Here is a 12,494-nt window from a genome sequence, read left to right as displayed (position 1 = left end):
TTGTTTCGCTAATACAGGAAAAACATCAATAACTATAAAGAATATAAAATCATGGAAAACGAAGAATTGATTAAATTGTGTTCTGATAAAGCCCAGAAATGGTTGACTCCTGCTTATGACGCTGAAACTCAAGCTGAAGTAAAGCGTATGTTGGAAAATCCTGATAAAACAGAATTGATAGAAGCTTTTTATAAAGACCTCGAATTCGGAACAGGTGGCTTGCGTGGTATCATGGGAGTAGGTTCAAACCGTATGAATATCTATACTGTTGGAGCTGCAACTCAGGGATTGTCTAATTATCTGAATAAATGTTTTGCCGGAAAGAAAGATATTTCTGTTGTCGTAGGACATGACTGTAGAAATAACAGCCGCTTGTTTGCTGAAATTTCTGCTAATATCTTTTCTGCTAACGGTATCAAAGTCTATTTGTTCGAAGATATGCGTCCTACTCCGGAAATGTCATTTGCTATTCGTCACTTGGGATGCCAGAGCGGTATTATTTTGACTGCTTCTCATAATCCCAAAGAATACAATGGCTATAAAGCATATTGGGACGATGGCGCTCAGGTACTTGCTCCACACGATAAGGGAATTATCGATGAAGTAAACAAAATTGCTTCGGCTGCTGATATCAAGTTTGAAGGCAATAAGGAACTGATTCAGATTATCGGAAAAGATATTGATGACGAGTATTTGCGTCAGGTTCATACTATTTCTATCGATCCGGAAGTTATCAAGCGCCAGAAAGATTTGAAGATTGTTTATACTCCGATTCACGGAACTGGAATGATGCTGATTCCGCAATCATTGAAACTTTGGGGATTTGAAAATGTACATTGCGTACCCGAACAGATGGTGAAGAGTGGTGATTTCCCAACTGTTGTATCTCCAAATCCAGAAAATGCAGAGGCTTTGACTTTGGCTATTAAGTTGGCTAAGGAAATCGATGCTGACATTGTAATGGCTTCTGACCCAGATGCTGACCGTGTAGGTATGGCTTGTAAAGATGACAAGGGCGAATGGGTATTGATTAACGGTAACCAGACTTGCTTGATATTCTTGTACTACATCATCAAGAATCGTATTGCAATGGGTAAGATGAAAGGTAACGAATTTATTGTAAAAACAATTGTTACTACTGAACTTATCAAGTCTGTTGCTGACAAGAATAACATCAAGATGCTTGATTGCTATACTGGATTTAAGTGGATCGCACGTGAAATCCGTTTGCGTGAAGGTAAAGAACAATACATTGGCGGTGGTGAAGAAAGCTACGGATTCTTGGCAGAAGATTTCGTTCGCGATAAAGATGCTGTGTCAGCATGTTCTTTGTTGGCTGAAATTTGTGCATGGGCTAAGGATCAGGGCAAGACATTGTATGACGTTTTGATGGAAATCTATGTAGAATATGGATTCTCTAAAGAAGTGACAGTAAATGTTGTGAAACCGGGTAAGAGCGGTGCAGATGAAATCAAGGCTATGATGGATAACTTCCGTGCTTGTCCTCCAAAAGAATTGGGTGGATCAGAAGTTGTTCTTGTAAAAGACTACAAGACTTTGAAGGCTACTGATGCAAATGGTAATGTAACTGATTTGGATATGCCAGAACCTTCGAATGTTCTTCAGTTCTTCACAGCTGATGGTACTAAGATCTCTGTTCGTCCTTCAGGTACTGAACCGAAGATTAAGTTCTATATGGAAATAAAGGGTGAAATGGGATGTCCTAAGTGCTATGCAGGCGCTAACGCTGATGCAATGGAAAAAGTTGAAGCTGTAAAGAAATCTTTGGGTATCTAAACAGAATATCTGACTGAAATAAAAAAATCCGGCAAGCTTATAAAAAAGCCTGCCGGATTTTTTTGTATTTACATTGCCGGATAATCCTCATAAAGAAGATACTTTTTTCTTATTTCTTTATATTGATTTAGTTTCTTTTGCCAAGCGGAACGGATTTGTTCCTCTGTTTTATTTTTTAGAATATCCAGGCGTACTTGATTGGTTCCCGTTAAAAGATCGAACCAGTGAGGTCGTGTGAAAAATTCTTTTTCCGCATGTTTGGTGAGATTTTGAAAATAGTTATAGAACTGGATGACATACTGCAAAGAAAATCCTTTGGGAATATTCTTTTCCGAGCTGAGATTTAATCCGTAACAATATGCATCTTGGTGTAGCGGATGTTTATCGGAGCCTTTCATTGAATGAGGCATAAAACGAAATTTCAGATTTTTTGTTGTCGGGCTTCCTATTATTTGGAACGGAAAATCTGTGCCTCTTCCTACACTGACAGATGTTCCCTCAAATGGACAGAGAGAAGGGTAGAGCGCAATGGCCTGATTATTTGGCAGGTTAGGGGAGGGCTTTACCGGAAGTGAATAAGGTTGTCCGTGCTTCCAGTCTTCTATAGTAATAACTTTCAGTGGACACTGGAGATTATTGCCTAGCCATCCCTCTCCATTTATCATTTGTGCCAGTTCACCTATCGTACAGCCATGAAGTACCGGGATGGGGAGCATACCTACAAAACTTTTATATTTCATGTCAAGTACAGGTCCGTCTATATAGTCACACGGGTTGGGACGGTCTAAAATAATCAGTTCCTTATTGTTTTCGGCGCAAGCTTGCATGACATAAAACATTGTGCTGATGTATGTATAAAATCTTGCACCTACGTCCTGAATGTCAAAAATCACAATGTCTGTTTGCTGTAGTTGTGCCGGTTGAGGCTTTTTATTTTTTCCGTATAAAGAGATTATGGGCACTTGAGTCCGGTAATCTTTACCGTTTTTTATAAATTCTCCCGCATCGGCATCTCCTCTGAATCCATGTTCAGGAGCGAATACCTGAGTAATATGCACTCCTTTATTATACAAAGTATCCAGAAGGTGTACGTTCTGTACAAGGGAGGTTTGGTTTACAACCAATGATATACGTTTGTTTTCAAGCAGAGGAAATAATTCCTCTAGTCTGTCGGCTCCGCTTTTTACTTGTGCGGTTGCTTGCAGAACTGCCAGCCAGCAAATGAATAAAGTAATATATTTCATATCGGATGATTTTTTTCACTATCTTTGTTTCACACAAAGGTAATAATAAAAGAATAATTACATGGATCCACTGTTGTTAATAGACAAATATTATCCTGAAGATAATGAGTTAAAGCGTATTTTATTGAAGCATAGTCGTTCGGTAGCAGATAAAGCCCTTGCAATGGCACGGAAGCACCCTGAGTTGAATCTGGATTTACAATTTATAGAAGAGGCTGCCATGTTGCATGATATCGGTATCTTTCAAACTGATGCCGAGGGAATCTGTTGCTTTGGAAAGTACCCCTATATTTGTCATGGATATTTAGGAGCAGAACTGGTTCGTAAAGAAGGATTTCCGAAACATGCTTTGGTATGCGAACGCCATACGGGAGCCGGATTATCTCTGCAAAATATCATACAGCAAGATTTGCCTGTTCCACATCGCGAAATGACTCCGGTCAGCCTTGAGGAGCAAATAATTTGTTTTGCAGACAAATTTTTTTCAAAGTCCAAACTGGATCATGAAAAAGGAATTGAAAAAGCCCGAAAAAGTGTTGCACGATATGGCGAAGAGGGTGGTAAACGTTTTGACTATTGGTGCGAACTCTTTTTATAGTCTTAAAAATAAATTAAAAACAGTAGCTCTTGTGTTTATTTGAGAGAGAATGCTTACTTTTGCACTGCATTGTGTAAAAGATTAATGAATGGCGTCATTTAAAAAAACTACATATCTGCTGTTGTTTCTGTTCTTTGTAGGATTTTTTTTCTCTTTGTATGCTGAGACTCAGCGTGTGAGAGGGAAAAGATCGCGAGGTAACAGAACAGAACTTCGTACGGATTCGCTTGCTGCCGATTCTTTAAAAAATGATTCATTGACAGTAGATTCATTAGGACTTGATTCTATTGGAGCAGATTCACTGGCTCTTGATACAACTCCTAAAAAAGAACCTCTGGATGCTCCGGTTATTTACGAAGCAGCCGATTCTATCGTGTTTACTAAAGGAGGTTTCGCTCATTTGTATGGTGATGGAAAGGTGAATTACCAGAACATTGAATTGACTTCCGAGTTGATTACAATGAATATGGACAGTAGTACGGTGTATGCCCGTGGTGTGGCAGATACTACTGGTGTAGAGCAGGGTACTCCTATTTTTAAAGACGGAGAAACACCTTACGAGTCGAAGATCATGCGTTATAACTTCAAAACGAAAAAAGGATTCATCAATAGCATTGTAACGCAGCAGGGAGAAGGATATGTCACCAGTGAGAATGCCAAAAAAGGAGCAGACGATGAGATCTATATGACTCAGGGTAAATATACCACCTGTGATAATAAGGAACATCCGCATTTTTATCTTAAATTGTCTATGGCAAAGGTACGTCCTAAAAAGGATGTCGTTTTTGGTCCTGCACAACTTGTGGTTGAAGATGTACCTCTTCCGATAGCTGTTCCTTTCGGTTTCTTCCCATTCAGCAGCAGTTATTCTTCTGGTTTCATTATGCCTACCTATGGTGATGAAATGAACCGTGGTTTCTACTTGCGTGACGGTGGATATTATTTTGCCATTAATGATAAAGTAGACCTTAAGGTTTTGGGAGAAATATATACCAAAGGTTCTTGGGGACTGTCTGCCGCATCCAATTATAATAAGCGTTATAAGTATAGCGGTTACTTTAATGCAAGTTATCTGGTAACGAAGACAGGCGAAAAGAATATGCCCGATTATGCTGTATCAAAGGACTTCCGTATTCAGTGGAGTCACCGTCAGGACTCAAAAGCTAGCCCGAACAGCTCATTCTCGGCAAGTGTAAACTTTGCAACCAGTAGCTACGACCGTTCAAGTTTAAGTTCATTGTACGACCCTTCGGCATATAGTAACAATACCAAGGCGTCAAGTATCAGCTATTCACGTAACTTTCCTGAAATCGGATTGAATATTTCGAGTACATTCAATATTACTCAGAATACAAGGGACTCTTCTGTTAATATGACCTTGCCCGACTTGAATATTTCGTTGAGTCGTATTTATCCGTTCAAGCGTAAGAAGGCAGCGGGTGACGAACGTTGGTATGAGAAGATTTCATTCCAGTACACGGGTGCTTTGACAAACAGTGTAGACACAAAAGATAATCTGCTTTTCAAGACTCCTTTCTCTCAGTGGAAAACCGGTATGAAGCATACCATTCCGGTGGAGGCTACCTTCAATCTGTTCAAGTACATCAATATTACTCCTTCGTTTAACTATACCGAACGCTGGTATACACGTAAGGTCATGCAGAGCTACGATCAGCGAGCTCAGGAGGTAGTGAAGGATACGGTCAACGGCTTCAATCGTGTGTACGATTATAACATGTCAGTTTCCATGAATACGAAACTGTATGGTATGTATAAGCCCCTGTTCATGAAGAGCAAAGAAATTGTATTGCGTCATGTCATTACTCCTTCTGTAAGTTATACCTATACGCCTGATTTCGGAAAATCGCGTTATGGTTATTACGAAACTTATACATATACCGACGAAAACGGTGAAGTACGTATGGCTGAATATTCACCATACGAAGGCTCTCCATACAGTTATCCGGGAAAAGGTGTTTCTCAAAACGTCAGCTTTTCGCTGAAAAATAATCTGGAGATGAAAATGGCTTCCGACAAGGATACTACCGGATATAAGAAAATCAGCTTGATTGATGATTTGAGTGGAAGTTTGTCATACGATATTGCCCAGAAGCGGTGGAGTAACCTTTCGTTGACTGCTCGCTTGAAACTGACCAAGAGCTATACCTTCAACATGAATGCAACGTTTGCCACTTATGCTTATAAGTTCGACGAAAATGGTAAGGTTGTAGAGAGCGATCGTACCGAATGGTCTTACGGACGTTTCGGACGATTCCAGGGATATAGCGGATCATTTTCGTATACCTTGAACAACGATACGTTTAAGAAACTGTTTGGTAAGGGTGATGATAAAGATAAGGAAAAAGACAAGAAAGATACGGATACGGAAGAAGATGATGAAGATTTAGAAGAAGAAACTGATAAACAATTGAATTCTGGTATCCGTAAGACAGAAAATGCAACACTCGATCCGGATGGTTATCTTGCATTTAAGCTTCCATGGAGTTTGAGCTTGAGTTATAGTTACAGTATCCGTGAAGACAGAAGCAAGCAGATTAATATCAAAACCATGCGTTACCCATATTCTCTGACTCATTCGCTGAATATTTCAGGTAATATAAAGATGGGTAGCCGATGGAATGTAACTTATTCTAGTGGTTATGATTTTACTTCGAAGGAAATGTCTATGACTACAGTAAACATAACTCGTGACTTGCACTGTTTCAATATGAGTTGCGGTTTGGTTTTCGGTCCGTATACATCATATAACTTCTCGATTCGAGCTAACTCGGCTATGTTGACCGATGCCTTGAAATGGGATCAGCGTAGTAATACGGGGAGTCAGGTTACCTGGTATTAATATACATTTGTTGAGCGATAATATGAAAAGAGCCGCGGAAAACAATTCTGCGGCTCTTTTCATATCTATAGGTAAGTTTCACCATTTGATTGGTTCTTCGCCATGCTGAATCAGATATTCGTTTGCGCGGCTGAAATGTTTGTTTCCGAAAAAGCCGTGGTAGGCAGAAAGCGGCGAAGGGTGTACAGATGTCAGAACCAAATGCTTGTTGCGGTCTATAAAAGCCCCTTTCTTTTGTGCATACGCTCCCCATAAAATAAATACCAGATGCTCCCGGTTTTCGGCTAAAGCTCGGATTGCTGCATCCGTAAATTCCTCCCAACCTTGACGTTGGTGTGAGCCTGCCTGATGAGCACGGACAGTCAGTGTGGCATTGAGCAGCAAGACACCTTGTTCTGCCCAGCGGGTAAGATTTCCAGTTGTTGGTATGGGAGTACCTAAGTCATCATGTATTTCCTTGAAAATATTTTGCAGCGACGGAGGAAAAGGAATACCGTCGTTTACGGAGAAACAGAGGCCATGTGCTTGTCCGGGACCGTGGTATGGGTCCTGACCGATGATAACTACTTTTACTTTGTTGTAAGGGCAGAGATTGAAAGCATTGAATATCAATTTTCCCGGAGGATATACGGTCGTAGTCTGATACTCCCGGCGAACAAATTCCGTCAGGCGGATAAAATAGTCTTTATCAAATTCAGGAGTCAGCACTTGCTTCCATGATTCTTCTATCTGTACATTCATATTGTCTGAAAATTTTATTGTATATAAGTGAAAATGCGTTGCTTTGTTGCTGCTAAATCAGACAAATGTAGTAAAAAAGATATAAATACAGTATTGTGTGGAAGAACTTTTTCAGGAAGCCTGATTCCCTTTACAGGTATCTGTGGAGGGGATAAAGATTTTTAATCAATGAAATATGTTATTATGCAAAAAACATCACCTTCTTTTGCCTGATTCTTCTCGATATTTTTTGAAAATCTGTACAAATTCTTTTCAGGATTTTAAGAGTGAATTTTTATTCTTCTATGAGGGTTGGCAGGAGGTGTAACTAAAAAAACGGCAAATATTTCTTATGTCGTAATATTTTACCTCATAAAGAAATATTTGCCGGTAGAAAATCATTCAGTGTATTTGTATTTCGCATCAAATAAGTTGCATGCCCAGCTCAGCACATTCCCGACGCATCTCTTCGGGCCATATGCTAGCTTGTATTTCACCGATATGCGCTTTTCGTAAATACAGCATACAGAGGCGCGACTGTCCGATACCCCCTCCGATACTAAGCGGAAGAGAACCTTCCAACAAACGTTTGTGGAAGTAAAGTTTAGTTCTTTCTTCCTTTCCTGCCAGTTCCAGCTGTTTTAGTAAAGCTGCTTTGTCAACACGAATACCCATTGATGAAAGCTCGATTGCTCTTCCAAGTACACTGTTCCAGATGAGCAGGTCACCATTCAGTCCCGGAAGTCCTGTTTTCGGATCAATAGTTGTATAGTCATCGTAGTCCGGGGCACGTTTGTCGTGTGGATTTCCGTCACTCAGTTTGCCACCGATACCGATGATAAATACGGCTCCGTATCGTTCGGTAATCAAATCCTCACGTTCTTTAGGGGTTTTGTCCGGATACATATCAAGCAAATCCTGCGAATGGATGAAATGGACATCGTGAGGCAAGAATGAACTGATTTGCGGATATACTTCACAAATCATATATTCAGTGCGGCGCATGGCCGAATAAATACGGGTAACGATACTCTTTAGGAAATCTACGGTTCGCTGTTCTGGAGTGATGACACGCTCCCAGTCCCATTGGTCTACATAAAGCGAATGCAGGTTTCCCAGTTCTTCGTCGGCACGGATTGCATTCATATCGGTATAAATGCCATATCCTGGTTCTATATTATAGTCGGCAAGAGTTACCCGTTTCCATTTGGCCAGCGAGTGTACCACTTCGGCACGTTGTTCTCCCAAATCCTTTATAGGGAAGGTTACAGGGCGCTCTACTCCATTCAAATCATCATTCATTCCCATACCGGTCAGAACAAAAAGCGGTGCCGTAACACGGCGTAAACGCAGTTCAGAAGACAGGTTTTGCTGGAAAAATTCTTTTATTTGTTTTATACCCAACTCGGTTTGCTTCATGTCAAGCAAAGGTTGATAGTTGGTAGGTTTTATTAGGTAACTCATGTCTTTTTAGTTTTCTGTATTTAAATATGTAGGCAAAGATAATTATATTTTGTAAAAATGCAATGTATTTGTTTGAGATATTATCATTGTGTGATGATTTTCTTTGTTTTTATTGATAAAATGGTAATTTGTTGTGTGTAAAAGTTTTATTCCTCTCTTATTTTTTTTCTCGAATATTAGGACGAAATACAGAATAATTGTATTTTTGCCATGGTTTTAGAAAATATGCACCCATAGTTCAATGGATAGAATAATGGATTCCGGTTCCATCGATTGGGGTTCGACTCCCCATGGGTGTACTAATGTAGTTTGAAAAGATTCTGATTATCAGAATCTTTTCTTTTTTACGACGCTTGCTTTCTGTCAGAGAAAGCAATCTTTTCTTAAATTATAATGGATTATCCATTTTGGGGATTCAGGAAATTTTCAGAATGAATTTATTTTCCGCAATTAAGTGACAAACAGATTTCTGTTGGAAATATCTGTAAAAGCTTCTCTTTTATTTGTACCTTGTAGATAAAAATACTCCCAGCATAACCAGCAATACACCGATGCAGGCATAAATAGTCAACGTCTCGTTTAATACGACAAAGGCTGCTAAGGTAGTAAACAATGGATTGAGATATAAATAGTTTGATGACATTATCGTACCGAGATGCATCAATACCATATTCCATACAACAAAGCAGACCAATGAAGCTAGAAGACTAAGGAATAGAAGGTTGATGAATACTTCAGGACGGAGAAATCCCTCCAGTGGAAAAGAAAAAGGATGGATGATGAAAGCTGGAAGTATTCCTAAAGTTCCATAGAAAAATATTTTGCGGGTAATGAATATAGAGCGGTATTTCTTCGAGAGTTTATTGATTATAAGACTGTAAAAGGCCCAGGATAATGCAGCTGCCAGTGTCAGAAAGTCTCCGATGGGGGAGAGTTTCAGAATCACGCTGCCATTGAATATAAGTATAGCTACGCCAATGAGTGCTGCTATAGATCCCAGAAGCGAGTTGTGACTGACTTTATTATTTCTATCTGTCAGAAGTGATAGTCCCGTAGTTAGCAGAGGAGTAGCACATATTATAAAGGCTACATTAGTAGTCTGGGTAAATTTTAAGGCAGTATTTTCGGTCAGGAAATACAATGTACCTCCAGTTAGTCCGGCAGCAAACATAGTAAGTTCGTCTTTGATGCTGTCTGAAAAAATCTTGCGAGGAGAGATAAACCATATTCCGATATATGCAATAATGAAGCGGAGAAGAAATATTTCCTGAGGTGATAATCCGTTGTTTATCAGAATTTTTGTAGAAATGAATGTGGTTCCCCATACCGCTACGGTGAGAATAGCCAGAATGTGATATTTTGCCTTTAATGAACTTGTCATATTAATTTATGTAATACTTGCTGCTGTAAATATGCGCAAAATTAGATATATTTTCCATATTTCTGAGACTATATCAGATACTAATTTGTCAGCTGACAATAGTAAAAATAGAAAAGGCTGCTTCATCACGAGGCAGCCTTCCCGAATATCCAATTGAATTTGTTAGGGTTAGTATAAGCATTTGTAAATGCTCAATTGCAAATATACGATTTTATTTGATTGCTTGATAAAAATCTTTCCAATTCTTGCTGAAATCTGACATAGAATGGAAAAGATAATTAGCTCCTTCGTCCAGTAAGACTTTATCGGGCAGAGGACCAGTATTTACAGCTACTGTAAAGATACCAGCAGCTACACCAGCACGTACTCCGAGAGGAGCATTTTCTACAACGATAGCTTCATTGGCTTTGACACCGGCTTTCTGAAGTCCCATCAGATAAGGTTCCGGATTTGGTTTTCCATATTTTACATCGAAAGCTGTTACCATAAGCTCGCCTTTGAAAATATTTGGAAAATTTCTGTTCAAGCGTTCCAGCAATGATTTCTGTCCTGAACCTGTTACTACCACTGGAATCAAATTATCTTCCTTTATCTGATTGAGCAGTTCGAGTGCTCCCGGCATTCGTTCGGCCTTAGGAAGGGAATTGAAAATATCGCTTTTAGTCTGATAGATTTCTTTTATTTCCTCTTCGGTTGCTTCTCTATGACGCTGTCGGGTACTTACTATATTGATTGTTGATGCCCCTGTACGTCCTTCGTGCATATATGCTTCTTCCGGACTCAGATGCATACCGTACTGCTTCATGGCTTCGTGCCAGGCTGCTGCATGATTTTTCATGGAATCGAATAATACACCGTCCATATCAAACAATACAGCTTTCAGGTTCAGTTTATCAAAATGATGGGTTGTGAGATAATTTTCTATTGCTTGTTGGAACATCTTTTTCAGTTTAAGAATAAACTACATATGTGTAAATAATGAAAAAATGAATAATGATAAATGAAGAGCGGTATTGATACTGGTTACCGCTTTCCACTTATCATTATTCATTTTTTATTGTTTAATTTTTATTTTAAACGAGCTTGAATAGCCTTAGTTTCTTCTTCATATCCAGGTTTATTCAACAAAGCAAACATGTTTTTCTTGTAAGCTTCTACACCTGGCTGGTTGAACGGATTAATTTCAAGCAGATAGCCGCTGATACCGCAAGCTTTTTCGAAGAAATAAATCAATTGTCCCAAATAGTATTCGTTCAGTTTTGGAACACTTACGCGCATGTTAGGTACTCCACCGTCAACGTGTGCCAGCTGAGTTCCAAGTTCTGCCATTTTATTGACTTCATCTACGCGTTTTCCTGCCAGGAAGTTCAAGCCGTCCAGATTTTCTTCGTCTGAAGGTACATGAAGTTCGTGGTTAGGAGTTTCAACAGAAATCACTGTTTCATAGATGGTACGTTCGCCTTCCTGAATCCATTGTCCCATAGAGTGCAGGTCAGTAGAGAAGTCTACAGAGCTAGGATAGATACCTTTGTGATCTTTACCTTCAGATTCTCCGTAAAGCTGTTTCCACCATTCCATGAAATAATGCAACTTAGGCTGGAAGTTTACCAGAATTTCAATCTTCTTTCCGTTCTGATACAGTTCGTTACGAGTTGCTGCATAAAGAGCGGCAGGATTTTCCATCATATTCTGGTTAGCACAAACTTCTTCCATCTTGCGCGCACCTTCTACCAACTGGTCGATATCGATACCTGCTACAGCGATAGGCAATAATCCTACTGGAGTCAGAACAGAGAAACGACCACCTACATTATCAGGAATAATGAATGATTTGTAGCCTTCTTTGTCAGCAGTTACACGAGCAGCACCTTTCTTTGCATCAGTTACGGCAACGATAACCTTACGTGCCATTTCTTTGCCGCGCTGGTCTTCGCATTGTTTTTTCAGCAGGCGGAAAGCCAAAGCTGTTTCAGTAGTAGTACCTGATTTAGAGATATTGATTACACCGAATTTCTTGTCTTTCAGGAAAGAAGTCAGCTCGTACAAGTAATCTTCACCAATGTTGTGTCCGGCAAAGATGATAGTAGGCTGTCCTGCTTTCTTTTCTTGCAACCACAAGAAGCTGTTGGACATAGCTTCGATAACGGCGCGGGCACCCAGATAGCTTCCGCCGATACCAGCAACAACTACAACTTCACAGTTTTCGCGCAGAACCTGTGCTGTAGCTTTTAAGTCGTCCAGATGTTCTTTAGTAATGGAAGAAGGCAAATGTAACCAGCCCAGGAAGTCGTTTCCCAGTCCTGTACCTTTTTCCAATGTTTCCATACATGCTCTTACCTTAGGTTCGTAAGCAGCTAGTTTGTCTTTGGAAATAAAACCTAAAGACTTGTTGATTTCAAGTTTAATATTTTCCATAAATATTCTTCTTTA

At 39.6% G+C, this 12,494-nt stretch carries 9 protein-coding genes and 1 tRNA gene; 4 read left to right on the top strand and 6 right to left on the bottom strand.

Translation table 11 applies throughout. From position 1 onward, the window contains the following. Window positions 1-51: 51 nt before the first annotated feature. Window positions 52-1,797 (top strand): phospho-sugar mutase, encoded by a 1,746-nt coding sequence (locus ACDG22_RS15145; RefSeq protein WP_007568028.1) that lies wholly within the window; start codon window positions 52-54, stop codon window positions 1,795-1,797. Window positions 1,798-1,865: 68 nt separating this feature from the next. Here ACDG22_RS15145 and ACDG22_RS15140 read toward each other — a convergent pair whose 3' ends face one another. Next, window positions 1,866-3,041, bottom strand: a complete 1,176-nt coding sequence (locus ACDG22_RS15140) for an exo-beta-N-acetylmuramidase NamZ family protein (protein WP_370858959.1) — start codon at window positions 3,039-3,041, stop codon at window positions 1,866-1,868. 61 nt (window positions 3,042-3,102) lie between these two features. On the opposite strand from ACDG22_RS15140, the gene ACDG22_RS15135 reads away from it, so the two are divergent. Continuing rightward, the gene (locus ACDG22_RS15135) at window positions 3,103-3,639 is read left to right on the top strand and encodes an HDIG domain-containing metalloprotein (RefSeq protein ID WP_370858958.1); all 537 of its coding nucleotides are present in this window, start codon (window positions 3,103-3,105) and stop codon (window positions 3,637-3,639) included. 88 nt (window positions 3,640-3,727) lie between these two features. Further along, window positions 3,728-6,499 (top strand): putative LPS assembly protein LptD, encoded by a 2,772-nt coding sequence (locus ACDG22_RS15130; protein ID WP_270212821.1) that lies wholly within the window; start codon window positions 3,728-3,730, stop codon window positions 6,497-6,499. Between the two features lie 78 nt (window positions 6,500-6,577). Here ACDG22_RS15130 and ACDG22_RS15125 read toward each other — a convergent pair whose 3' ends face one another. Both ACDG22_RS15125 and asnA read right to left on the bottom strand, forming a co-directional pair. Continuing rightward, complete coding sequence (locus ACDG22_RS15125) at window positions 6,578-7,240, bottom strand: uracil-DNA glycosylase (protein WP_007568036.1); 663 nt, start codon at window positions 7,238-7,240, stop codon at window positions 6,578-6,580. A 402-nt stretch (window positions 7,241-7,642) separates the two neighbouring features. Continuing rightward, a complete protein-coding gene (gene asnA / locus ACDG22_RS15120) occupies window positions 7,643-8,683 on the bottom strand; it encodes an aspartate--ammonia ligase (protein ID WP_007568041.1) in 1,041 nt (346 codons plus the stop codon). A gap of 227 nt (window positions 8,684-8,910) precedes the next feature. On the opposite strand from asnA, the gene ACDG22_RS15115 reads away from it, so the two are divergent. Continuing rightward, window positions 8,911-8,982: transfer RNA gene (locus tag ACDG22_RS15115), tRNA-Arg, on the top strand. 200 nt (window positions 8,983-9,182) lie between these two features. Here ACDG22_RS15115 and ACDG22_RS15110 read toward each other — a convergent pair. The 3 genes from ACDG22_RS15110 to ACDG22_RS15100 all read right to left on the bottom strand — a co-directional run bounded on the left by ACDG22_RS15110 (window position 9,183) and on the right by ACDG22_RS15100 (window position 12,479). Next, window positions 9,183-10,064: a DMT family transporter gene (locus ACDG22_RS15110; protein ID WP_370858957.1), complete on the bottom strand. Its 882-nt coding sequence runs from the start codon at window positions 10,062-10,064 to the stop codon at window positions 9,183-9,185. A gap of 211 nt (window positions 10,065-10,275) precedes the next feature. Further along, on the bottom strand, window positions 10,276-11,004 hold the full coding sequence (locus ACDG22_RS15105) for an HAD-IA family hydrolase (RefSeq protein ID WP_022124903.1): 729 nt from the start codon (window positions 11,002-11,004) through the stop codon (window positions 10,276-10,278). A 128-nt stretch (window positions 11,005-11,132) separates the two neighbouring features. Next, the gene (locus ACDG22_RS15100) at window positions 11,133-12,479 is read right to left on the bottom strand and encodes a glucose-6-phosphate isomerase (RefSeq protein ID WP_022124904.1); all 1,347 of its coding nucleotides are present in this window, start codon (window positions 12,477-12,479) and stop codon (window positions 11,133-11,135) included. Window positions 12,480-12,494: the final 15 nt, after the last annotated feature.

Source organism: Phocaeicola coprocola, from assembly GCF_041333015.1.
In the GTDB taxonomy this organism is placed as follows: Bacteria; Bacteroidota; Bacteroidia; order Bacteroidales; family Bacteroidaceae; genus Phocaeicola; species Phocaeicola coprocola.
The sequence above is the reverse complement of the archived record's forward strand: the minus strand, read 5'-3'. Positions and strand labels throughout refer to the sequence as shown.

Coding starts and splice junctions, on each gene's coding strand:
- ACDG22_RS15145 (WP_007568028.1), top strand. CDS start 52: ATGGAAAACGAAGAATTGATTAAATTGTGTTCTGATAAAGCCCAGAAA.
- ACDG22_RS15140 (WP_370858959.1), bottom strand. CDS start 3,041: ATGAAATATATTACTTTATTCATTTGCTGGCTGGCAGTTCTGCAAGCA.
- ACDG22_RS15135 (WP_370858958.1), top strand. CDS start 3,103: ATGGATCCACTGTTGTTAATAGACAAATATTATCCTGAAGATAATGAG.
- ACDG22_RS15130 (WP_270212821.1), top strand. CDS start 3,728: ATGGCGTCATTTAAAAAAACTACATATCTGCTGTTGTTTCTGTTCTTT.
- ACDG22_RS15125 (WP_007568036.1), bottom strand. CDS start 7,240: ATGAATGTACAGATAGAAGAATCATGGAAGCAAGTGCTGACTCCTGAA.
- asnA (WP_007568041.1), bottom strand. CDS start 8,683: ATGAGTTACCTAATAAAACCTACCAACTATCAACCTTTGCTTGACATG.
- ACDG22_RS15110 (WP_370858957.1), bottom strand. CDS start 10,064: ATGACAAGTTCATTAAAGGCAAAATATCACATTCTGGCTATTCTCACC.
- ACDG22_RS15105 (WP_022124903.1), bottom strand. CDS start 11,004: ATGTTCCAACAAGCAATAGAAAATTATCTCACAACCCATCATTTTGAT.
- ACDG22_RS15100 (WP_022124904.1), bottom strand. CDS start 12,479: ATGGAAAATATTAAACTTGAAATCAACAAGTCTTTAGGTTTTATTTCC.